This is a genomic window from Pediococcus sp. AC40, assembly GCF_030252485.1.
Taxonomy (GTDB): Bacteria; Bacillota; Bacilli; order Lactobacillales; family Lactobacillaceae; genus Pediococcus; species Pediococcus acidilactici.
In genome coordinates, this window is the sequence record NZ_CP127012.1 from 1,393,291 (window position 1) to 1,415,604 (window position 22,314).

19 protein-coding genes are annotated in these 22,314 nt (G+C 43.4%); all 19 read right to left on the reverse strand.

Annotated elements, in window-relative coordinates:
• Positions 1-176: 176 nt before the first annotated feature.
• A complete protein-coding gene (gene yajC, locus NL111_RS06865; RefSeq protein ID WP_002832074.1) occupies positions 177-560 on the reverse strand; it encodes a preprotein translocase subunit YajC in 384 nt (127 codons plus the stop codon).
• 64 nt (positions 561-624) lie between these two features.
• On the reverse strand, positions 625-1,767 hold the full coding sequence (gene tgt / locus NL111_RS06870) for a tRNA guanosine(34) transglycosylase Tgt (protein WP_002832076.1): 1,143 nt from the start codon (positions 1,765-1,767) through the stop codon (positions 625-627).
• Positions 1,768-1,786: 19 nt separating this feature from the next.
• The gene (gene queA / locus NL111_RS06875; RefSeq protein WP_002832077.1) at positions 1,787-2,821 is read right to left on the reverse strand and encodes a tRNA preQ1(34) S-adenosylmethionine ribosyltransferase-isomerase QueA; all 1,035 of its coding nucleotides are present in this window, start codon (positions 2,819-2,821) and stop codon (positions 1,787-1,789) included.
• Positions 2,822-2,833: 12 nt separating this feature from the next.
• Positions 2,834-3,847, reverse strand: a complete 1,014-nt coding sequence (gene ruvB, locus NL111_RS06880; protein ID WP_002832078.1) for a Holliday junction branch migration DNA helicase RuvB — start codon at positions 3,845-3,847, stop codon at positions 2,834-2,836.
• 10 nt (positions 3,848-3,857) lie between these two features.
• Entirely contained in the window at positions 3,858-4,445 is a 588-nt protein-coding gene (gene ruvA / locus NL111_RS06885) for a Holliday junction branch migration protein RuvA (RefSeq protein ID WP_285110079.1), read from the reverse strand.
• Between the two features lie 45 nt (positions 4,446-4,490).
• A complete protein-coding gene (gene mutL / locus NL111_RS06890) occupies positions 4,491-6,413 on the reverse strand; it encodes a DNA mismatch repair endonuclease MutL (protein ID WP_285110080.1) in 1,923 nt (640 codons plus the stop codon).
• 11 nt (positions 6,414-6,424) lie between these two features.
• Positions 6,425-9,109, reverse strand: a complete 2,685-nt coding sequence (gene mutS, locus NL111_RS06895) for a DNA mismatch repair protein MutS (protein WP_285110081.1) — start codon at positions 9,107-9,109, stop codon at positions 6,425-6,427.
• A 124-nt stretch (positions 9,110-9,233) separates the two neighbouring features.
• A complete protein-coding gene (gene rny / locus NL111_RS06900) occupies positions 9,234-10,793 on the reverse strand; it encodes a ribonuclease Y (protein WP_002832083.1) in 1,560 nt (519 codons plus the stop codon).
• 268 nt (positions 10,794-11,061) lie between these two features.
• Positions 11,062-12,117: a recombinase RecA gene (gene recA / locus NL111_RS06905; RefSeq protein ID WP_002832084.1), complete on the reverse strand. Its 1,056-nt coding sequence runs from the start codon at positions 12,115-12,117 to the stop codon at positions 11,062-11,064.
• Between the two features lie 170 nt (positions 12,118-12,287).
• Positions 12,288-13,529: a competence/damage-inducible protein A gene (locus tag NL111_RS06910; protein ID WP_119179152.1), complete on the reverse strand. Its 1,242-nt coding sequence runs from the start codon at positions 13,527-13,529 to the stop codon at positions 12,288-12,290.
• A gap of 137 nt (positions 13,530-13,666) precedes the next feature.
• Positions 13,667-14,248, reverse strand: coding sequence for a CDP-diacylglycerol--glycerol-3-phosphate 3-phosphatidyltransferase (gene pgsA, locus NL111_RS06915; protein WP_004165430.1), 582 nt, complete (start codon positions 14,246-14,248; stop codon positions 13,667-13,669).
• Between the two features lie 12 nt (positions 14,249-14,260).
• Positions 14,261-15,139 carry a helix-turn-helix domain-containing protein gene (locus NL111_RS06920; RefSeq protein WP_270516014.1) on the reverse strand — a complete coding sequence of 293 codons (879 nt, stop codon included), beginning with the start codon at positions 15,137-15,139 and terminating at the stop codon, positions 14,261-14,263.
• Positions 15,140-15,181: 42 nt separating this feature from the next.
• The gene (ymfI, locus tag NL111_RS06925; protein ID WP_002832088.1) at positions 15,182-15,907 is read right to left on the reverse strand and encodes an elongation factor P 5-aminopentanone reductase; all 726 of its coding nucleotides are present in this window, start codon (positions 15,905-15,907) and stop codon (positions 15,182-15,184) included.
• Between the two features lie 16 nt (positions 15,908-15,923).
• Positions 15,924-17,216, reverse strand: a complete 1,293-nt coding sequence (gene yfmH / locus NL111_RS06930; protein ID WP_285110082.1) for an EF-P 5-aminopentanol modification-associated protein YfmH — start codon at positions 17,214-17,216, stop codon at positions 15,924-15,926.
• The gene (yfmF, locus tag NL111_RS06935; protein ID WP_270516006.1) at positions 17,216-18,475 is read right to left on the reverse strand and encodes an EF-P 5-aminopentanol modification-associated protein YfmF; all 1,260 of its coding nucleotides are present in this window, start codon (positions 18,473-18,475) and stop codon (positions 17,216-17,218) included. Before yfmF ends, yfmH begins: the two co-directional genes overlap by 1 nt.
• A 160-nt stretch (positions 18,476-18,635) precedes the next feature.
• On the reverse strand, positions 18,636-20,063 hold the full coding sequence (cls, locus tag NL111_RS06940; RefSeq protein ID WP_270516087.1) for a cardiolipin synthase: 1,428 nt from the start codon (positions 20,061-20,063) through the stop codon (positions 18,636-18,638).
• A gap of 82 nt (positions 20,064-20,145) precedes the next feature.
• A complete protein-coding gene (locus NL111_RS06945; RefSeq protein ID WP_002832093.1) occupies positions 20,146-20,964 on the reverse strand; it encodes an amino acid ABC transporter substrate-binding protein in 819 nt (272 codons plus the stop codon).
• Positions 20,965-21,600, reverse strand: coding sequence for an amino acid ABC transporter ATP-binding protein (locus NL111_RS06950; protein ID WP_002832094.1), 636 nt, complete (start codon positions 21,598-21,600; stop codon positions 20,965-20,967).
• Positions 21,601-21,617: 17 nt separating this feature from the next.
• Positions 21,618-22,268, reverse strand: coding sequence for an amino acid ABC transporter permease (locus NL111_RS06955; RefSeq protein ID WP_004165442.1), 651 nt, complete (start codon positions 22,266-22,268; stop codon positions 21,618-21,620).
• Between the last annotated feature and the right edge of the window lie 46 nt (positions 22,269-22,314).

Genomic DNA, 22,314 nt, shown 5'->3' on the forward strand with positions numbered 1-22,314 from the left:
CACCGAACAAGTAAAAACATTTCGTTGCATGCGAAACATTGTCCGCTTGCCCAACTATTAATTAACTAAGGATTTCTTTACCCCGACGTCTTGCTAATAAAGTGCTCGTGAATATTATTAGACTATAAAAAGCTAGGATTCCACCCACTTAACGAGCGCTCCTAGCTTTTAAAAAACTACTTTTCTTCCGTAGTTGAATCAGATTTTTCATCATCAGTTGTGTCAGTTGTATCTGCATTAGTTGGCTCAGTTGTTGATGCTGGGGCAACGTTTTGCTTCTTTTCAACTCGCATGATTGCCATTCGGTCAAATACCAAGTAAATCCCGTCACAATCTAACGTAACCGTCTTAGCTTCGTTGTCGATCGAGTCAACCACGCCGTGCAAACGACCAATTGTAACTACTTCATCACCAACGTTAAGTTGGTTCATCATTTCTTGGCGCTTTTGTTGTTGCTTACGTTGTGGACGAATCATCATGAAATACATTAAACCGAAGATCAAGATGAAGAAAACAATCGTACTCATCCCAAAACCACCATTTGCGGCTGCTAATAACATTTTTTCACCTCGCTAATTCATTTATATTAACTGTACCAAAAATATACCTACTAAACCAGTGGTGTTAGAAATTCTTACTATTTTCTTTGCCGTAACCGTACTCGTCAAAGAAGTTTTGCCGGAACTCTAGTAAATTATCATCCATAATTGCTTGCCGAACGTCCTTCATTAAATGTACTAAGAAGTAAACGTTATGAATGCTGGTTAGCCGGAGCCCAAAAGTTTCGTCCGTCTTTAGGAGGTGGCGCACGTACGCGCGGGTGAAGTTCCGGCAAGTGTAACAGTGACACTGGTCATCAATTGGGGTAAAGTCTCGCGCATACTTCGCATTTTTAACTACCAGTCGTCCGTGACTGGTCATGCAGGTTCCGTTCCGGGCAATTCGGGTTGGTAATACGCAATCAAACATATCCACTCCCCGAATTACTCCATCAATCAATGCGTCGGGCGAACCCACTCCCATCAAGTAACGCGGTTTATTTTCGGGAATTAATGGAGTGGTAAATTCAAGCACCCGGTTCATTTCTGCTTTGGATTCTCCAACCGAAAGCCCCCCAATTGAGTATCCAGGGAAATCCATGCTAACTAAATCATGGGCGCTTTGACGACGTAAATCTTCAAAGCCAGCTCCCTGAATAATCCCAAACAATCCTTGGGTACCGGGATTACGATGGGCCTTCAATCCCCGTTCAGCCCAACGACTTGTGCGAGCTACCGAATGTTTGACGTAGTCGTAACTTTCAAAAAATGGCGGGCATTCATCCAGACTCATCATAATGTCAGGGCCTAAATCATTTTCAATTTGAATGGCCTTTTCGGGTGACAGGAACATTTTCGCACCGTTAATTTCGTTTCGAAAATGCACCCCCTCTTCGGTGATGTCGCGCAACTTCGCTAGCGAAAATACCTGGAAGCCGCCCGAATCTGTCAAAATCCCCTTGTGCCAGTTCATAAATTGGTGCAAACCCCCCGCCTCTTTGACGATGTCTTCACCAGGGCGGACCCAGAGGTGGTAAGTGTTTGACAAGATAATATCCGCACCCAAGTCTTCTAGTTCCTCAGGTGACATTGCTTTAACGGTTGCTTGCGTTCCTACCGGCATAAAGATTGGTGTAGGAAAAGTGCCGTGTGGGGTAATAATCTCTCCCAGTCGGGCACCGGTATGCTTATCCTTTTTTATTAGTCGGTATTTGATTGCAGGTTCCACAGTATTCTCCATTCGTTATTTATTTAATAAACATCGCGTCGCCAAAACTAAAGAAGCGATACTTTTCTTCAACAGCATGCTTATACGCGTTTAAAATCGTTTCACGACCAGTAAATGCGGCGACTAACATTACTAAAGTTGACTTTGGTAAATGGAAATTAGTGATGAAGGCGTCGACCACTTTCCATTCGTAACCTGGTTTAATGAAAATATCGGTCCAACCGCTATCTGGCTTAATTTCGCCATTAAATTTAGTACCGATCGTTTCCAAGGTCCGAATTGATGTCGTTCCAGTAGCAATAATTCGACCACCGTTCTTCCGGACTTCGTTTAAAGTAGCGGCTGATTCCTCAGATAACCGGTAAAATTCACTGTGCATCTTATGATCTTCAATATTTTCTTCATCTACCGGCCGGAAAGTTCCTAACCCAACGTGCAAGGTTAGATAAACCAGCTTAACGCCCTTATCTTGAACTTTTTGAAGTAATTCCTTAGTCCAGTGCAAACCTGCGGTAGGTGCTGCTGCCGAACCCGGTTCCTTTGAGTAAACCGTTTGATAACGCTCTGGGTCATCTAACTTTTCTTTAATGTATGGTGGTAATGGCATTTCTCCAAGTTTTTCTAAGATTTCCATAAAAATGCCATCGTATTCAAATTCAATTTCACGTCCGCCATGGTCAAGTTCCTTTTTAACGGTCGCCGTTAAACTGCCATCTCCGAACGTAATCTTGGTACCTACTTTGGCACGTCGCGCTGGTTTTACCAACGTTTCCCAACGGTCGCCTTCAATGTTGTGCAGCAGTAAAACTTCGAGGTGGCCGCCGGTTTCTTCCTTGACCCCGTAAATCCGCGCTGGCATAACCCGGGAATCGTTCATTACGATCGCGTCTCCTGGATTAAGCTGGTCAACAATGTCGTAAAAATGTTTATCCGCCATTTCACCAGTTTTATGGTCTAATACCAGCATCCGGGAGGCGTCCCGCTTTTTAATCGGAGTTTGGGCAATTAATTCGTGTGGTAAATCATAGTTAAAATCTTCGGTTGTTAATGTCATTTTTTCCATTCCTCATTTATTCATATATAAATTTTCTAATCCTAAATGAGCGTATGCGCGCTCAGTAACCATCCGGCCGCGAGGGGTCCGCTTTAGAAAGCCAATTTGCAATAAATATGGCTCATACATTTCCGAAATTGTATCCGGCTCTTCGCCAATGTTAGCGGCAATGGTGGTTAATCCCACCGGCCCCCCACCGTATAGTTCGATCATCGTGGTGAGAACCTTTTTATCAGTTTGATCCAACCCCCGATCATCCACCTGAAGCAATTTCAAGGAGGTTTGAACTAACGTGCGGTCGATATGGGCATCATTTTCCACTTCCGCAAAATCACGGACCCGTTTTAAGAGACGGTTTGAAATTCGAGGAGTTCCCCGCGAGCGACGAGCAATTTCGTGAGCTCCCTGATCGTCAATGTTTGTTTTAAAAATTTCCGCCGATCGTTTGACAATGTTCGCTAAATCATCTTCGGTATAGTAGTTCATGTGCTCTACAATCCCAAAGCGATCCCGCAACGGTGCCGAAAGCAATCCGGCCCGGGTAGTCGCCCCAATCAACGTAAACGGTGGCAGAGGAAAGTGGATCGGATGTGCCGTAGGTCCTTGTCCGACCACGATGTCAACAAAGAAATCTTCCATTGCCGAATAAAGCATCTCTTCGACTACTTTAGGAAGCCGGTGAATTTCGTCAATAAATAAAATATCACCCGGTTGTAATTCATTCAAGAGGGCCACTAAATCGCCCGGCTTTTCAATTGCGGGACCACTGGTTGTTCGAATTTGGACTGCCATTTCATTTGCAATTACCATTGCTAAAGTGGTCTTCCCTAATCCCGGTGGTCCATACAACAGTACGTGGTCCAACGCTTCTTCACGTTTCTTCGCCGCTTCAATGTATACGGACAGTTCATGCTTAATTTGGGCTTGACCAATGTACTGTCTTAGGTTCTGGGGGCGTAACGATTGCTCGTTAGCCTCTTCTTGGGCTCCCTGAACGGCCGAAGACGTAATTCGTTCATCATCCATTAATCACACGCTATCCTTTCATTAACAATTTTAATCCTGCACTGATGTATTGGTCCGTAGTTTGGTTGCTAAGCTCATCCAACTTAGGCGTAATCTTTTTTAGTTCGCGTTCTGAATACCCTAAAGCTGCTAAGGCTTCGATCGCTTCGTCTAACGTATTATTAGTAGTAGTCGGCATTTCAAATAACGGGCCACTAGGTTCGTTGCTCGTAATTTTACCCTTCAGATCCAAAATAATTTGCTTAGCCGCTTTGGGGCCAATCTTAGGAAATTTTTTTAAGTAGTTGACGTCATCGTTGTTAACCGCCCGAATAAAGCCCTGGTGATCATCGTTAGCCAAAATTGCCAGCGCACTTTTAGGTCCAATTCCCTTAACCTTGAGCAGGTTCAAAAAGAGCTCTTTGTCCGCGTATTTTTTAAATCCGTACAACGTGTTTTCAGTCTCTGAAACCGCCTGATGCACGTAAACCTTTTGCTTTTTATCTGCTTTAAAGCTATACGGGTTAGCTACGTTAACCAAGTAGCCGACCCCGTTCACGTCAATTACGATGTAGGCGGGATTGATATCCACGACGACACCATTTAAATATTCATACATCTTTTAATCCCCATTTCAAAACGTTTGTTCGTATTAATAATTGTATCATAAGTCTTCGTCAATTAAGTTTGTATTATGGGGATCTTGGATCCGCTTGAACATCTTTTCCATATCCGTAGTGGAGAAATGTACGAGCACTGGCCGGCCGTGAGGACAGTTGAACGGATTTTCCACCTTCGCCAAATCCTTCAACAACTGTTTAGCTTGTAAATCGTCTAAATGATGGTTAGCCTTAATCGCCCGTTTACAACTCATCATAATTGCGGTTGCTTCCCGAAACTTAGCTACCGTCATGTTTCGGTCGTTCAAAACGTAATCCACCATTTCTTTAACGGTATCTTCCTCCTGTCCCTTCTTAAACCACGTCGGATGGTGACGGACAATAAACGTGTTTCGGCCGAACTCTTCAAGATATAACCCACACGCTTCTAAGACCGATTGCTTTTCCTTGATGCGTAACGTGTCGGTTGTCGAATAATCTAGATAAATTGGCACTAATAAATCTTGCTGGTCATCGCTAACTTCCCCAATTTGAACTCGATAATATTCGTAATTGATTCGTTCTTGGGCGGCGTGCTGATCAATAATGTATAAACCGTCGTCCGCTTCCGCAAACAAGTAGGTTCCATGCATCTGCCCAATGTACGTTAAAGCAGGAAAACGACTAGTGCTAGGAGTTTTCTCTTCACCTTCCCTGTTCTCATTTTTAGTAACGGGCGTAGTTGAATCGGCATATTTTTCTTTAAATTCTGTAATCCGATCCGATTGCAAGTCTTGCCGCGTGCTAATGATAATCGGCTTAGTAGCCGCAACGGAGGGATGCAACGCTGCTGCGGAATCATCCTCTTCCACAACAGCTGATTCAGTAGGCGTTGGCTTACCAAACGAACCCGAAAGTACAGTCTCAGTTAAGTCTAGTTGCTCACCAGCTGGCTTAGAAATTCGTTTTTTCTTCAGGTTATCTACTGCATCCGGAATCAAATTTTGGTCCGCTAACCGGTCAAAAATTGTTTTACTAATTAATTCCGTTAAGGCATTTTCTTCACTAATCCGAACTTCCAGCTTGGAGGGGTGCACGTTCACATCCACCAATAGCGGGTCAGTTTGAATATTGATTACCGCCACCGGATAACGACCCACCATTAGCTTTGAGCCGTATCCTTCAATAATCGCTTTACTGATGTGGAAATTTTTAATATACCGTCCGTTAACTAAAATAGTAATGTAGCTGCGGTTAGCTCGGGTAAATTCCGGCAAACTAACGTATCCATCAATGCGAAAATCGACACTTTCGCCATGGATATCTAACATTTTTTGGGCGTTATGGGTACCGTAAATGTTAGCTAGTACTTGTTGAACGTTGCCCTGCCCCGACGTACGCATTAACTGCCGTTCGTCATTTTGTAACGAGAACGCGATTTCTGGATAACTTAGAGCAATTCGGTTAATGATGTCGGTTATTTTTGACAGTTCCGTTGCCAAGGACTTTAAGTACTTTAACCGGGCAGGCGTGTTGAAAAATAAGTCACTGACCGTAATATCGGTTCCCTGTCGACTTTGGGCCTCCCGATGTTCGATTAGTTCTCCGCCCCGGTAATGCACGAATTGACCGGGTCCTTCGGCTGTGGAAGACGCCATTTTAACATCCGCAATTGATGCGATACTGGGTAACGCTTCGCCTCGAAAACCGAGGGTCCCCACCCGAAACAGGTCGGCACGCGAAGTTATTTTACTGGTTGCATGCCGTTTAAAGGCCGTCTCTACTTGATTACCCTCAATCCCGCTTCCGTTGTCAATTACCCGGATCATTTTTAATCCTGATTCAGCTAAGAGAATATCGATGCGGCTGCTTCCCGCATCAATTGCATTTTCTACTAGTTCCTTAACCACCGAAGCCGGTCGTTCAACTACTTCTCCTGCAGCAATCTGGTCGGCTAAAATATCGCTTAACTCTTGGATTTTTGCCATTTATCCGCACCTCATTTTCGTAGCTTCTTTTGCCACTTATACAATTGATTCATAACTTCCATCGGGGTCATATCCATTAAATTTAGGTTAGTTAGCTGTTCTACTACTTGCGTTTGTAACTGGTTCGTTTTCTTTTGCGCTGGAGTGGTGTCAAAGAGCGCCATTTGTTCTTCTACAACCTCCCGCGAAGAGCTTGTTACTGAACTTTCCTCCGCGCCGGATTGGTCAGCTGGTTGCGTCTCCGCAGCCTGAGAAGCGGTGAAAACTGGTTGTGGTGTTTCACTTGCGGTTAGCTTTGCAGCATCACCTTGGTTTTCGTTTTCTAACTGTTCTAGAATTACGGATGCCCTTGCCAATAATGAATCCGGCATTCCCGCTAACTTAGCAACGTGAATTCCGTATGACTTGTCTGCGGGGCCGTCTTCCATCTTATGCAAGAAAACTAAATTGCCATCCTGTTCTACCGCACCGACGTGCACGTTTTTCAACCGTGTCAGAGTCTGATCAAGTGCCGTCAACTCGTGGTAATGGGTCGAAAACAGAGTCTTAGCATGCACATTTTGGTGAATAAATTCAATAATTGATTGTGCTAACGCCATTCCATCGTAGGTTGCGGTCCCCCGACCAATTTCATCAAAGAGGATCAAACTGTTTGCAGTTCCGTCCTTTAACGCACGGTTAGCTTCCTGCATTTCAACCATGAAGGTACTCTGACCAGAAATTAAATCATCAGCAGCTCCTATGCGGGTGAAAATTTGGTCAAAAATTGGTAACGTAGCTTCCTCAGCTGGAACAAAACACCCCATCTGCGCCATAATGACGGTTAACGCGAGCTGGCGCATGTAAGTACTCTTACCAGACATATTTGGCCCGGTAATTAGTAAAATTTCCGTATCCTGATTCATTAAAATATCGTTAGGGACGTAACTTTGATGCCCCATTACCTTTTCAACCACCGGATGACGGCCAGCTTTGATTTCAATTTCATGGGATTCCGTCATGGTTGGTTTAACGAATTGGTACTCTTCGCTAACTACCGCGAAACTTTGTAAAACGTCTAATTCCGCAACCTGCTTAGCAAGGTTTTGAAGGCGTTCAATTTGCTCTTTAATCGTTTCTCGAATCTTTTTGAACAACTCGTACTCTAAATCCGTCGACTTTTGTTCGGCTTCTAGGATGATCCGTTCCTTTTCCTTGAGCTCGGGAGTAATGAACCGTTCAGCATTCGTTAAGGTTTGCTTACGCTCGTAACGTCCTTCCGGTACGCTAGCTAAATTAGCCCGCGTGACTTCAATGTAGTAGCCAAACACTTTGTTGTAGCCAATTTTAAGGTTTTTAATTCCGGTTGCTTGGCGTTCTTGGGCTTGTAAGTCAGCAATCCATTTTTTACCGTTCCGCATGGCGTCCCGATACTCGTCTAACTTGGGATTATAGCCATCTTTAATAACGTTACCTTCCGTAACGGAAATCGGGGCATCTTCGTCAATGGCCGCTTCAATCAAGTCCGCAATTTCGCTAACCGGATCTAACCGCGTAAGGGCCTCATCGAAAACGGGGTCGTCCAATTCCGCTAGTACGTGCCGAATTTTAGGAATTTGCAATAGCGAGGTTTTTAATTGAATTAAGTCCCGACCATTCACATTTCCAAAGGCGACCCGGCCAGCTAGTCGTTCCAAATCGTAAACTTTAGTTAACTCTTCTTGCAGATTGCTTCGTTCAAAAAAGTGTTCTAATAAAACCTGCACGCGACTTTGCCGAGCATTGATAGCGTCCTTACGAATTAACGGACGGTCCAGCCACTGCTTTAATAACCGCCCTCCCATTGCCGTTTTCGTTTCATCTAACAACCATAATAGCGTTCCTTGTTTTTTCCCCGTTCGAATTAAGCGAGTTAACTCGAGGTTATACTTTGACGCATGGTCCATTCGTAAGTAAAACGATGGTTCGTACGCAATTGCTTTTTGCATATGCGCCAGATTGCGCTTTTGGGTAACTTGAACGTACATTAATAGTTGTTTAACCACTTGCACGGCAATTGGGGATGTCAAATCTTGAATTAAATAACTTAATTCTGCCGAGATTTCGACGTTATTTTGTTGCGAAACTAAAATGTTTAATTCTTTAAACCGTTCCCCAAAGTGCTCCACAAAATACTGGTCCGCAACAATTTCACGGGTCCGTAATCCTACAGCCTCGTTGACCACGCTCTCAATATCGTCCAAAATTGCGACCTTCAATTCACCGGTTGACAGGTCCGTGTACGCAAACCCGTACTTTTTAGTTGCAGCGTCAAAACTCACTGCCGTTAAATAGTTATTTTCCTTAGCGTCTTCCGCCTTTTGATCCGTAGTGGTACCTGGGGTAACGAGTTGGATTACTTCCCGTTTCACCATTCCTTTGGCGGCCTTAGGGTCTTCCATCTGCTCACAAATTGCCACTTTATACCCTTGGTCAACTAAAATGTCGATGTAATTTTGGGCGGCATGATGCGGCACTCCGCACATTGGAATGGGGTCGTCCGCATTTTTCGACCTTGCCGTAAGCGTCAATTCTAGCAATTGTGAACCCTTAATGGCGTCGTCGTAAAACAACTCGTAAAAATCCCCGATCCGGTAGAATAAAAAAGCATCCGGATACTGTTTTTTAATTTCCATATATTGACGCATCATTGGCGTATCACTTGTCTTTTGTGGCATTTCGTATTCCTTCCGACTCTTAATTTTTCAGTTAATTACAAATACGTAAAAAATTAGTTTAACAATGGCTATTCTATCATATGCACCATATAAAAAAAGAGCGGGTCCACAGTGGCCCAACTCCTTACTTTGCAAAATCAACGGCGCGAACTTCTCGAACAATTGTTACTTTAATTTTGCCTGCATATTCTAATTGTTTCTCAATTGCTTTACGAATTTGATGCGTTAACATAACCGCTTTTAAGTCGTTAATCTTGGTTGGCTTAACGATTACCCGCACCTCGCGTCCGGCTTGAATTGCATAACTCTTTTTCACTCCATCAAATTGGTTAGCAATTTGTTCTAACTTCTCTAACCGATGGATATAGCTCTGTAATGTATCGCTACGTGCTCCGGGACGAGCTGCAGAAATCGAATCCGCCGCCGCCACCAACACGGAAATAACATGATTTGCTTCGTTATTGTTTCGGTGAGACGCAATCGCATCAACGACGACCGCGCTTTCTTTGTACTTCTTCGCCAATTCCACACCTAATTCAACGTGCGAAGTGTCGGTCTCATGTTGGACCGCTTTACCAATATCGTGTAATAATCCTGCGCGTTTTGCTACAGTAACATCTTCACCCAACTCAGCAGCTAACACTCCTGCCAAATTAGCAACCTCAATAGAATGGTTTAATACATTTTGACCATAACTCGTCCGATATCTTAATTGCCCAATTAACTTAATCAATTCAGGATTCATTGAATGAATACCAAGCTCAAATACTGCTTGCTCACCGGTCTTGCGAATGGTGTCATCCAATTCTTTCTTAGCCTTTTCCACCATTTCTTCAATCCGAGCAGGATGGATCCGGCCATCTTGGATCAGTTTTTCCAAAGCAATGTGTGCAATTTCACGACGAATCGGGTCAAAACTACTCAAAACGACCGCTTCCGGAGTATCATCAATAATTAAGTCAACTCCCGTGACGTTTTCAAAGTTACGGATATTCCGGCCTTCACGCCCGATAATTCGTCCCTTCATATCGTCATTTGGTAGCGAAACCACCGTAATAGTGGTCTCGGATGCCATATCTGCAGCACTTCTTTGAATCGCTTGCGCAATTACCTTCCGAGCTGTTTCATCAGCTTGGTTTTGAGCATCTTCTAAACTTTCTTTGATAATCAAAGCCCGTTCTTTTTCAAGTTTGGCTTTCACTTCCGAAATAATTAAACTTTTGGCATCTTCTTGAGTTAAATTTGAAACTCGCTCAAGCTCTTGTTGTCGTTCCTCAACGAGTGATGATGCTTTTTGTTGTTGTTCATCAATTAGCTTTTGATCTGCAGCTAGTTTCTGCTCTTTACGTTCTAGGCTGTTTTCGCGCTTTTCAAAGGAACTATCCTTACGATCAAGGACGTCTTCTCTTTGAAGAAGTCGGTCTTCTTGCTTTTGCAATTCCGCCCGACGTTCCTTAAGCTCTTTTTCAACCTGTGCACGATAACGATGACTTTCATCTTTTGCTTCCAAAAGCTTTTCCCGACGTTCGGTTTCCGCTTGTTGTCGCGCATTTTCAATAATTAGATCAGCTGAATTACTAGCATCTGCAGTTTGCTTTTCAATGAACCGCTTGTGCATGATGTATCCTGCACAATAGCCAACAACTATAGCGATGATTGCGAGGATAATATAATAAATTACCATCTTTGCCTCCAAATCATCAAGACCATAGTTATAATCTTTGAATGATGTTATTTGATTCTCACACTTATAATCATTTTAATATTTAGCCATAAGCGTGTCAATAAGTCTTTAGCGCCCAACGCTGATTAGTGCTAGCTTTGCGAAAGCTAGGTACTCCCTTAAGGGTTTGGTAAATTATTAGTTTAAACAGGTCTTTTCCAATTACTGATAACGTAGAAAAAGAAGCTGGAACTATTCCAACTTCTTTTCTCCCCATAAATATTTACCTTTATTTCAAGTCTAATTCAGCTTGGTCGTCTTGTTTGCTATCTTCCTTAACTTCACTAGCTGGATCAGCTACCATCCCGTACGCTTCTCGAACCTTAGCCAATACCTCGGCACGGACATCTGGGTGGTCCTCCATGTACTTCTTAGCATTTTCACGACCCTGTCCAATTCGTTCTTCACCATATGAGTACCAGGAACCGCTCTTACCAACGATGTCTTTTTCTACGGCCATATCGATCATTTCGCCCGTTTGCGAAATTCCTTCACCATACATAATATCGACTTCTGCCCGCTTAAACGGAGGTGCGACCTTATTTTTAACTACTTTAATCTTAACCCGGTTACCAATTACGTCAGAACCGTCTTTGATTTGTTCAGCACGCCGAACTTCCAAACGAATGGTTGCGTAGAACTTCAAGGCCCGACCACCCGGAGTGGTTTCGGGGTTTCCAAACATAATTCCAACCTTTTCACGGATTTGGTTAATGAAAAGGGCGATTGTTTTAGTTTTATTAATTGAACCCGAAAGTTTCCGTAGCGCTTGAGACATCATCCGTGCTTGTAAACCAACGTGAGCATCGCCCATTTCACCGTCGATTTCAGCACGCGGTACCAAGGCCGCAACCGAATCAATAACTACTAAGTCAATGGCTCCACTTGAAACTAAAGCGTCCGCGATTGCCAAACCTTCTTCCCCAGTATCTGGTTGGGAAAGTAAGAGGTCGTCAATGTTAACTCCCAGATTAGTTGCATAAGCTGGATCCATCGCATTTTCCGCGTCAATGTACGCAGCCGTTCCGCCTCGCTTTTGAACTTCGGCGACCGCGTGAAGCGCAACCGTAGTTTTCCCTGAACTTTCAGGACCGTAGATTTCAACAATCCGTCCTTTAGGATAACCGCCTACACCTAACGCATCGTCTAGCGCTAGCGAACCGCTTGGAATGGTGGAAATTTGCGTATCAACCGCATCCCCCATCCGCATGATGGAACCTTTTCCAAAGTTTTTTTCAATTTTTTTAAGAGCTTTATTCAAAGCTTCTTTTCTTTCATCTGCCACTTAATTAATAACCTCCTAATGGGTCTTATATTGCACGTTTCCAGTTAAGGCTGACGCTTCTAGTTGATTAAAATTTAAAATTATCCCAAAGTCGCCCTTAACCATCTATACTAAATATAATACCTAGTAATCTCCAAAAAAGCAATCAAAAAGCGAACAAAAGTTCGATATTATTTAACCACTTGTTCCCAAATCATTCGAAAACCATTCATTACTGCTAAATGGCGGATTTTTTCCCGGTTACCGCTAAAATGGAACCCCTTAGCCACGGTACTTCCATCTGGCAACGCCAACCCAATCCATACGTCACCAGGCGCGTGTCCTTCTAATCCTTCAGGTCCCGCTACTCCAGTAAAGCTAATCGCTAGGTCCGTACCTAATTGCTTTTGTGCCCCGCGCGCCATCTCTTCAGCAACCGGACGACTTACCACCGTGTATTGAGCGATAGTTTCCGGACGAACCCCCAATAAACTAGTTTTTACTTCATCAGAATACGTTACAAAGCCTCCCGAAAATACTGCGGAAGTACCCGCTGTTTTTACTAATTGATTTTGGAAAGCACCACCAGTCAAACTTTCTGCTGCCGTTAACGTTAGTTTTCGTTTGATTAATTCTTGTACTACAAAATCTGGAAAAGCGACCTGTTCACCTTCAGCATAGTAATAATCGCCTGCTCGAGCAAGGATTTCTGCCTTGGTTTTTTCTAACATTTGTTCTGCCTCATCTTTAGAATCCGCCTTCGCAGTTAGTCGGATGGTTACGTCAGTCGGTTTGAAGTATAACGCGATTGTAGGATTACTCTGTCGTCTGATCACGTCATCCACCCGGGTCGCCAAGTCGGCTTCCCCAACCCCTACGAAGTGTAACGTTTTGGATTGAATTGTTTTATCCAACGAGTACCGCTCTTTTAACAAAGGAAGCACTTCCTGGTTAACCATTGGCTTAAATTCACTAGGCGGTCCTGGTAAAACCAAGTAATCGGTCGTCGGAGTAGTGGCAAACAAGCCAATCGCTAACCCGTTGGGATTGTGCACCGGACGACTCCCTTTTAATAACAACGCCTGCCGTTCATTATTGGGAGTGATAGGACGCCCCTGCTTAGTAAAGTGCTCGTGCACCTTTTCTAGCGCCCGGTCGTCAACCACTAATTCTTCACCTAAAAACGCGGCCAACGTTGGTTTAGTAATATCATCTTCCGTCGGTCCTAATCCCCCAATGGTAATCACTAAGTCGCTGCGCTTGCTGGCAATTTCCAGCGTTTCCTTCATGGTAGTTGAATTATCGCCCACCGTTGCTTGGTGATAAACGTCAATTCCTAGCTGGGCTAATTGCTGACTCAAATAAACGGCGTTAGTATCGGTGATTTCACCTAACAAAATCTCGGTACCAACTGAAATAATTTCCGCCTTCATCTATTAACTTCCTCCTCATTATATAACTACGCTAATCTTACTGCTTTATTTTAACTTTTTCAGCAAAAAAAGGCTGTTTCCAAACCTTCCGAAGCTAAACTGGTTCGCTTCCGTTAGTTTTTCCACTAGCCTTTGTTTTAAAAAGAATCCGCAAAAATGGAGCGGTTTTGGTAAAAATAATCAATTCCAGAATAAATGGTAAAGAATAAGCATACGTAAAGCAAAACGGTTCCTGGCCCAAAGTGCAAATAGTTTGCAAATAAGTTGTTCAATAGCAAGAAAATAATTGCAAACATTTGGGAAAAGGTTTTAATTTTACCAGGCATCGCCGCAGCTAAAACTTCCCCTTCGTTTTCTACAATAATCAATCGCAACCCACTAACTGCCAGTTCCCGGCACACAATGATGGCTACCACCCACGCCGGAGCCATTTTCATGGACACCAGGATGATGAACGCCGACATTACTAACATTTTATCCGCAATCGGATCAGCAAATTTGCCAAAGTTAGTTACCAAATGTTGGCGCCGAGCAATTTGACCGTCAAGAAAATCAGTGATGGAAGCTACCGCAAAAACCACGGCTCCCCAAATTTTAGTGATGGCAATCGGGGTTCCCAACCACCATACGCTCCCTCCGACTTCTGGCATAACGGTCAAGATGATAAAAATCGGAATTAAAATAATCCGAAAAACGGTTAGTTTATTTGGTAAGTTCATGTTTTCTCCTTTCTAATTAACGACAATGGTCACGCTCCGTACCGTGACTCCCGTAGCAGGATCAGGCATTTTACGTCCCCCGATACTACCCTTTAATCCAATTGTATTTCCAATTTTCAAAACGTATGTATAGCCCTTTTTCAACTTAAAGTGCTGGGTTTGGTGAGCTTCCATAACTCCTTGAGCAACGGTAGCCGCTTGGGGAGCCGTCGCTGTTAACGAATTCCAAGATTGGTTATCGCCAGTCTTGAGTTTAAGCGTGGCGTGTTTTTGTTCGTCCGGCAAAGTCACCCGCAAATTATCTACACTGTCATTAACCTTTTCGATTTTCGGTTTTGTCGTGGTTTGCTTAGATTGCTTTTTAGCACTAGGATGCGTAGACTTGGTTTTACTTGCATTAGTTTTATGATGGCTTTTTTTAGTTTTATCAATCACCGTCGGATTTTTTTGTGCGACTAATTGTGACGGATAACGGTTGGCCATCTCACTAAAGGCTGCCCAAACTAATAACCATATCACCCCAACTAAAATAATTGCCATCAACCACGGGTGCTGATGAATTAAGCCGCTCAGTACCGACGGCTTTTGTTGAAGTTCTTTTTGCGCACGGCTAGTAACTTCTCCATGAGTTCGTCGCCATTCCTTGATACTTTCGGGCTCATTTTCTAAATGACGGTTGCCCACTTCCACCCCTAGTAAATTCGCGTATTGCTTAATTAGCGACTGGGTGTAATAGTCTCCTGGCAAATCATCATCTTCACCAGCTTCTAAAGCCATTAAATATCGTTTAGAAATTTGTAACTTTAGTTGAACTTCGTCAAGAGTCCAACCCTTTTTGAGACGGGCATCTTGCAACCGCATCCCAATTACTTTGTATTTTTTCGTCCCCATAAAAATACCCCAATTTATTTTAAATCAACAACCAGTATACCATTATTTTTGCCAGCCGCCGTCCACATAAATGGTCTGACCAGTTAAGTATGACGCCGTTTCGGCTAAAACAGTTTCCACTAGGTAGGCAATTTCGTCTGGTTTAGCAAACCGACCTACCGGGATTTCTTCACTGATTGCTTCAATTTCATCTTCCGCAAAGTTAGCGTTCATCTGTGTTTGAACTGCTCCTGGTGCAACCACGTTAACAGTAATCCCTAAGGAAGCCACCTCTTTAGCATAAGCATTTACAAAACTGCTCATTGCCCCTTTTAACATGCTGTAAGGAACTTCCATGGCGCTGCCCACCGCCCCATAAACCGAGCCAATAAAGACAATTCGTCCGTGACCGCCTTCTGCCAGTTTAGAAACTAATTTTTTAATTACCAATAACGGAACTTTAAGGTGTTCTAACCATAAATTTTCTAACTGGGTACCGTCAAATTCATCGAACAACTGGTAGATCGTGGTTCCCTGTGCAAAAACAATCGCGTCCAAGCTAAAAATTTGCGCATCGATTTCCTCTGCCGCCGCCTCGTTTCGAAAATCTGCTTGAACCATTAGGAAGTCTTGTTTTGGGTATTGCCGTTGTAATTCTTGCACTAATTCTTCTACCGTCGCAGCGTGCTGGTGGTAATGTAAATATAAGGACCAGCCTTGTTTAGCTAATCGTCGACTAATTGCCATCCCAATGTTTCCACTCGCTCCACATACCAACGCAAACTTCATTTTCTCGCCTACTTAATTATTTTGGTTTAATTTCAAAACTACTAATTACTTGTTCACTAACGAATTGGCCTAGCGCTTCAATCACTTCTGTAAGGGAGATCTCCTTAAACATCTGCGCTTCGTCAAAGATAGTGGCATTGCCGTAAAGAGCCCCTTCAAAAGAATTAGCAATTGCTTCTAATGAATTCATCCGGGCAATGCACCGACCGTACATTTCTTTTTTAGCCAAAGCAAAATCTGCTGCCAGCTCTGGGGTATCGGTAAGTCCCTGACGCAAAATTTCCTTCAAGGCAGCTGCTAATTGTTGGGGATGGCCGCTGTCGCCACCCATCGTCAAAAATAATTCGTCCCGCTCGTTATTTAAATCATAACCGAAAGTATCGTCTAAAAGTCCTTCATCGTATAATTTTAAGTAATTTTTAGAAGAAGAGCTTAATAGTAAATATAAACCTAAATCTAAGGTCAATAAGTACTTTAAGCGTTCCAGTCCCGGAGCTGGTAGGTAACGATTATTTCGAATTCCCAACATTACCTTAGGGCGGTTGGCCAGGCAAACTGCCGAGCTTTGCTCAACTACCGGAAGGATCTTCTGTTCAGCTTTTTGCAAATTAACCGGCTGAACAAATTCTGTAAACTGCTTTTGGCCCTGATTTTCTTCAACCCAGTCGACGACCATTTGCGGATCTAAATTGCCAGTAACGAACAAGTGCATGTTTTGGGGATGGTAAAACACCTGGTGGACCTTATACAGTAATTCAGGCGTAATCTGCGCAATTGAAGCGCTGGTTCCGGCAATGTCTTCACTTAACGCTTGTTTGGGAAATAGGTTACGCATCATTCCCATGTATAATTGCCAATCTACATCATCATTATACATCTGAATTTCTTGTCCAATGATCCCCTGCTCCTTAGCTACGGAAGCACTAGAAAAGTACGGATCCTGCACAAAATCTAGTAAAGTCGTCAAGTTCTCTTTCAGCCGGCTGGTTGCTGAAAATAAGTAGCTAGTCTTGCTATAGCTTGTAAACGCGTTCGAATCCGCTCCGTTTCGTGTAAAAATTTGAAAAGCGTCGTAGTCGGCTTTTTCAAATAGTTTATGCTCCAAAAAGTGCGCCGTTCCGGCTGGGATTTGTAACTTTTGTTCCCCAACCCGAAAATTACGATCCATTGACCCCAAGTTAGTGGTAAAAACGGCGTACGTTTTTTGAAAATCCGCTTTAGGCAAAATATTAATTTGTAAGCCGTTAGCTAACGTTGCCGAAAATAATCGTTCGTCAAAAACCGAATATGCCTTTTCCTTTATTTGCATTAGTCATTATCCCCATTTAAGAAAAATTCCGCTCGTGGCTTGAGTTGCCGAGCAATCTCAACAATTTCGGTCGCCCCGACCCGGTCTAAATCATTTAACCATTGCTCAGCTGGGCGATGGAAAACAAGTAGATATTCGTTAAGCCCCCGACGGTGAATCGTACGTTGTAAGTCTAAACCAGCGAGGTAATCTGAACGCAGCCCAGCTTTAATGCTGGTTAAATCACTCTCGGTAAACTGTCCCGCTTGTAAATCTACAATTTGTTGTTGAATGATTTGCTTGGCCTGAGCGTAATTGCTTGCTTCAATTCCCGTTTGCACGGTTAAAAGTCCGTTATACAAATCTAAGCTGGAACTAGCATAGTATGCCAAGCTAGCTTTTTCCCGCACGTTAAGGAACAGTTTCGATTGTGGCGAGCCGCCAAAGAGCGCGTTAAAAACAACGGCAGCGTGAAAATTATCGCTTACCACCGTAGCTGGAATATCATAGGCCAAGTTCAACCGAGCTTGTTGAACTGCTTGATTTGCCACTCTATGACGCGGTTTTGGCAACGAATTAAACTTCGTAATTACCGATCCTAACTGAACTTTCCGCTCGGGTAATTCTAAAATTGCCAAATCTTCTAACACTTTTTGTTCATCGACGTCACCTGAAACACTAATATGTACTAAGTCATGACGCAGCATGGATAAATACGTGGCGTAGACTTGTTCGTTTTGTAAATTCTGCAAATCCGCCCGACGTCCGTAACTAGGGACCCCTTGAATCCGGTTTGCTCCAAAAGCCAACTTGCGAAGCTGCTGACTCGCCCAAAACTGCTTGTCTTCAGTAGCAGAATCCACGTAATTAATTAAATTAGTCTTTTGACGGGCAAACGTCTGCTCGTCAAAGCGCCCGTTACTAGCCAACGGGTGACTAATCACCTCGTTTAAGAATTCGATAGCCATCCGCACTAAGGACTGACCGCCCGTGTAGTGATCATTAGCCACCGTAATTGAAAATCCAATGTCATGGAGGTTGCCTTTTTTACCTGCCCCCACGCCAAAACTCGCCCCGTACATTGCTGACAGGGCGTGCGTAAATTGGATTTGGTTAACATAGCGCTGGGTGCTCGTCTCTAAAAGATTCGCCACCAGGGTTCGAGGAGCTAACTCCGCTACCGTTGCGTTTTTTAAGAAATGTACGTCAATCCGTACCGTTTTAAACTTCTTGCTTGGAACAATTAAAGCCTGAACTCCAGGCCGCATTTGTACGTCCAAAGATGACGCCTCCTACCTTTTCACATGCGATTAATAATAGCGAAAAAGCATTGAAATATCAATGCTTCTTCGCTTTTTTACTACCTCATTCAATTAAAAAAATCTGCCACCTAATTTACCTGCTTTATAAGTAATCCGATTTCTTTGCCTTAAGTTCCACTTACAAAATTGGTGCAATCATTCGGCTGGCTAACTGGCGAAACTTCTTCCACCGTGATTGACTCGCAAAATACTGTTCATCGAGTTCATGAGCATCCTTAACGTCTTGTTTCATAATGGCGATCATTTTTTGCGCAACTTTTGCGTCGTAAATAAATGCATTTGCTTCAAAGTTTAGCTTGAAGGACCGAATGTCCCAATTTGCCGAACCCACACTAGTAATTGATTGGTCCACCACGATCGTCTTAGCGTGCATGAACCCCTTTTGATATGCGAATACTCGTGCTCCCGCTGCTAATAATTGCTTTGCGTAATATTCCGTCGCCCGATATACGAAGGGATGATCTGGCATTTTAGGAATTACCATCCAAACCTGAATCCCCGAACGTAGCGCAATCAGGAGTGCTTCCATAAGTGCATCGTCGGGAATGAAGTACGGAGTCTCAATCCAAATCGAGTGTTTGGCTCCCATAATCATTTTAATGTAGCCCTGCTTAATCTTTTGGATGTCATTTTCTGGACCGCTGCTTACAATTTGCATAGGCAACTTCTTTTCCAACGCGGTTTGCGGGAAATAATTCAAACTAAACGTTAACTTAGGCTCGGTAACCGACGCGTTCCAATCCATAAAGAACCGACTTTGTAATTGTAACACGACCGAGCCGACCAACCGCAAGTGGGTATCACGCCAATTGCCAAAACGACGATTTTTGCCTAAGTACTGGTCTCCCACGTTAAACCCGCCAATGTACCCGATTGAACCGTCAATTACGACGATTTTGCGGTGATTACGAAAATTAATTCGAAAACTATAATAGCCAAATTTAGAGCGCATAAACGGGGTAACTTCTCCACCGGCAGCAATCAACGGCCGAAAGAACTTTTGCTTAGCTCCTTTTGAACCAAATAAATCGTACAGCACCCGGACCCGCACCCCTTCGCGCGCTTTTTTCACGAGAATCTCCCGTAACTGGTGCCCTAAATCATCATCGTAAATGGTGAAGTATTCGATATTAATGTGATGTTGGGCACCCCTTAAATCTTGAAAAAGTTTTTTAAACTTAGCCTGGCCGTCGGTTAAAATTTGTAAATCATTTTGACTGGTCAAAATCGCGTCGTCCGTGTTTAAAAACATGGTTACTAAGTCATTTTCGAGGGTCGTAGACAACGAAACCCGATTTTGGGCGCTTTGCTTTTGGTGATCCGCCATGTCACTAATTCCCAAATGCTTTTGCGCTTTTAAATTAAAAATTTGTCGCTGACTTAATTTCCAGCCAAAGAACAAATAAATAATCAAGCCAATTCCCGGTAACAACACAATTACCAGTAACCAGGCCCACGCGGCTGAAATGTCCCGTTTTTCCATTAACGCAATCCCAAAGGCAAACAATAAGTTCAATAAATATCCCACTACACTAGCTAAAAGCATGGCGCTTCCTCCCTTAACCCCTCTTTGTTCTTTCAGTGTATCAAAAAGGCTGGAAATCGCTAAATTTCCAGCCTGAATGCCATTACTTACCGAACCATTTCTGGTTAATTCGTTGTAACTCACCCGTTTTACGTAAGTGTTCAATTCCTTGGTCAATTTTTTGTTTGACCTCTTGATTGCCTTTTTTAATGCCCACCGCAAAATATTCGTTAGGCATGCCACTCTTAATCACCCGGTAGTCACCTGGATTTGGTAAATGCTGCAGGTAGTAATTTGCATAGACACTATCAATCAGCAAGCCCTGAATCCGGTCGGCCTTCAAATCAATAAAAGCATTGTTAAACGTATCATAAAGTACGGGAGTATGCTTTTTAATTCGCTGTTTCAAAAGTTTCGGGTAACGGTCAATGTCCTGGGCCCCAGACGAGCCGCTTTGAACCCCTAGTGTTTTACCAGTCATATCCTGTGGTGAGTGAATATGCTGACTCTTTTTCACCACCAATACCTGTTGGTTGACCAAGTAGGGCTCGCTAAAGGTCATTGCCCGTTGCCGTTCATCGGTAATCGTCAGTCCGTTCCAAATCAAATCAACGGTTTGGTTACGCAATTCAGTAACGTTCATCGACCAGTCGATGGTTTGAAAATCGACCTTAATTCCATATTGCTTAAAAACGGCGCGGGCCAAATCGATATCGTATCCCGCCAGCTTCCCATTTTTTTGGCGAAAGCCCATCGGCACGAAGCTATCATCCAAGCCAATTACCACATGGTGTTTAGCTTGAATACTTTTCCAGCTGCTTGGCTGGGGATTATTTTGGGCAGTTTTTCCGCACCCTGCTAATCCTGGAATTAATAGCGCACAGGCCATCACGAGTAAGCTAAATTTTACTAACTTTTTCATTTAATTCACCGGCTTTACAGTCAAAGTTTCGTCAGCAATTTTTTCAGCAAATTCAATGTCATGCGTGATGATGACTTGCGTAATTTGATTTTGTTTCAGGTCTAGAATCATCCGACTAACTTCATCCCGAAGTTCTGGATCAAGCGCTGAAGTTGGCTCATCGTAGCAAAGGATCCGGGGATTCATCGCCAATGCGCGGGCAATTGCCACCCGTTGCTTTTGGCCCCCCGAAAGCTGGTAGGGGTATTGATTAATAATTTTAGCTAAGCTTAGTCGATCGATAATTTCTTCCACCCGTTGTAAAGCTTCTCGTTCACTAAGGTGCAACACGTTCATGGGTGCCAACGTAATGTTTTCAATTACCGATAAATTAGGAAATAGTTGAAAATCTTGGAAAACCACCCCGATGACGCTCTCACTGTCCCGCGTTTCAAACGGGTTAAACGGCTTACCATCTAATAGAAATGAACCCGAATCAATCTTTTCAAGCCCACTAATACACCTTAGCAAAGTAGTCTTTCCCGCTCCTGACGGTCCCACAATCGTTAAAATATGGCCATCTTGGATCTGCAGGTTTAAATTATCAATAATTGTCCGTCCGTTATAACTTTTAGAAATATTTTTTAATTCAAGCATATTGATTTCCCCCAATCCTAGCGAAAGTACGAATAGTGTTTTTCAACTTTACGTAAAAAGAAAGTGCAAATTCCGGTTAAAATCAAGTACATAATCCCGACCAGGATAAACGGAACCAAGGTAACGTCACGGGCCGCCGCTACGTTTCCTGCCCGGAGCAGGTCCCCAATCCCAATTACGTAAACTAGCGAAGAATCCTTAACCAGGTTAATTACTTCGTTACCAATCGATGGGAGGACAATTTTGGCTACCTGAGGCAAAACCACCTTTTTAGTTGTTTGCCAGTAGGTCATTTGCAAGACCCGGCCTGCTTCATACTGTCCCTTATCCACCGACTGCAACCCGCCCCGGAAGATTTCCGCAAAGTACGCTGCGTAATTTAGGATAAAGGCAAACAACGCCGCTTCGTAACGCGGAAAGACAATTCCTACGGTTGGTAGACCGTAAAAGACAAAAATTAATTGCAACAATAACGGAGTCCCCCGCATTAGCCAAACGTACGCGCTAATTATGTATTGCAACGGTTTGAATTTCGAAACCAGTCCTAGCGCTAAAAATACTCCCAAAATTAAAGAACCGATAATTGTCCAAATAAAAACTTGTAACGTCATCGCCGCTCCGGAAAGCAGCGAAGGCAATATTTCGCTAATGTATTGAATATTAAACATCTTTTCAACTCCCTTAGTATTAAAAAATCCCCTTAGACTAAATTGT

What these genes read in the sequence shown, in the direction of transcription:
- ruvB (WP_002832078.1), bottom strand. Translation starts at nt 3,847, where the DNA reads ATGGATGATGAACGAATTACGTCTTCGGCCGTTCAGGGAGCCCAAGAA.
- ruvA (WP_285110079.1), bottom strand. Translation starts at nt 4,445, where the DNA reads ATGTATGAATATTTAAATGGTGTCGTCGTGGATATCAATCCCGCCTAC.
- rny (WP_002832083.1), bottom strand. Translation starts at nt 10,793, where the DNA reads ATGGTAATTTATTATATTATCCTCGCAATCATCGCTATAGTTGTTGGC.
- NL111_RS06950 (WP_002832094.1), bottom strand. Translation starts at nt 21,600, where the DNA reads ATGCTTGAATTAAAAAATATTTCTAAAAGTTATAACGGACGGACAATT.
- yfmH (WP_285110082.1), bottom strand. Translation starts at nt 17,216, where the DNA reads ATGCAAATAAAGGAAAAGGCATATTCGGTTTTTGACGAACGATTATTT.
- NL111_RS06955 (WP_004165442.1), bottom strand. Translation starts at nt 22,268, where the DNA reads ATGTTTAATATTCAATACATTAGCGAAATATTGCCTTCGCTGCTTTCC.
- ymfI (WP_002832088.1), bottom strand. Translation starts at nt 15,907, where the DNA reads ATGAAGTTTGCGTTGGTATGTGGAGCGAGTGGAAACATTGGGATGGCA.
- yajC (WP_002832074.1), bottom strand. Translation starts at nt 560, where the DNA reads ATGTTATTAGCAGCCGCAAATGGTGGTTTTGGGATGAGTACGATTGTT.
- pgsA (WP_004165430.1), bottom strand. Translation starts at nt 14,248, where the DNA reads ATGAACTTACCAAATAAACTAACCGTTTTTCGGATTATTTTAATTCCG.
- mutL (WP_285110080.1), bottom strand. Translation starts at nt 6,413, where the DNA reads ATGGCAAAAATCCAAGAGTTAAGCGATATTTTAGCCGACCAGATTGCT.
- NL111_RS06910 (WP_119179152.1), bottom strand. Translation starts at nt 13,529, where the DNA reads ATGAAGGCGGAAATTATTTCAGTTGGTACCGAGATTTTGTTAGGTGAA.
- NL111_RS06945 (WP_002832093.1), bottom strand. Translation starts at nt 20,964, where the DNA reads ATGAAAAAGTTAGTAAAATTTAGCTTACTCGTGATGGCCTGTGCGCTA.
- queA (WP_002832077.1), bottom strand. Translation starts at nt 2,821, where the DNA reads ATGACATTAACAACCGAAGATTTTAACTATGATTTACCACACGAATTA.
- mutS (WP_285110081.1), bottom strand. Translation starts at nt 9,109, where the DNA reads ATGCCACAAAAGACAAGTGATACGCCAATGATGCGTCAATATATGGAA.
- cls (WP_270516087.1), bottom strand. Translation starts at nt 20,063, where the DNA reads ATGCTTTTAGCTAGTGTAGTGGGATATTTATTGAACTTATTGTTTGCC.
- NL111_RS06920 (WP_270516014.1), bottom strand. Translation starts at nt 15,139, where the DNA reads ATGGGGACGAAAAAATACAAAGTAATTGGGATGCGGTTGCAAGATGCC.